Here is a 371-nt window from a genome sequence, read left to right as displayed (position 1 = left end):
CCTAAATTACACTGAGCATTTGCATGTCCCTGTGCTGCTGCAGCTGAATAATACTCTGCTGCCTTTTCATAATTCTGCTCTACACTATCGCCCGTTTCATAGCATACACCCAAATTAAATTGGGCAGCAGCATCTCCCTGTGCAGCTGCAGCCAAATAATACTCAACCGCCTTTTCATAATTCTGCTCAACACCATCACCATTTTCATACAATCTACCTAAATTACATTGGGCAACAGCATCTCCCTGTTCAGCTGCTGCTGAATAATATTCAACTGCCTTTTCATAGCTCTGATCTACACCCTCGCCATTTTCATACAATACACCTAAATTACACTGAGCATTTGCATGTCCCTGTGCTGCTGCAGCTGA

1 protein-coding gene is annotated in these 371 nt (G+C 43.4%); it reads right to left on the bottom strand.

Going from position 1 to position 371, the window contains the following annotated elements:
* Positions 1 to 371 (bottom strand): tetratricopeptide repeat protein (locus H3U82_RS10790; RefSeq protein ID WP_198210511.1); only part of this gene is annotated, 371 nt, incomplete at both ends.

Origin of the sequence: Snodgrassella sp. W8132 (assembly GCF_016100865.1) — a bacterium.
GTDB lineage: Bacteria > Pseudomonadota > Gammaproteobacteria > Burkholderiales > Neisseriaceae > Snodgrassella > Snodgrassella alvi.
This window is presented reverse-complemented; position numbering and strand designations above follow the sequence as displayed.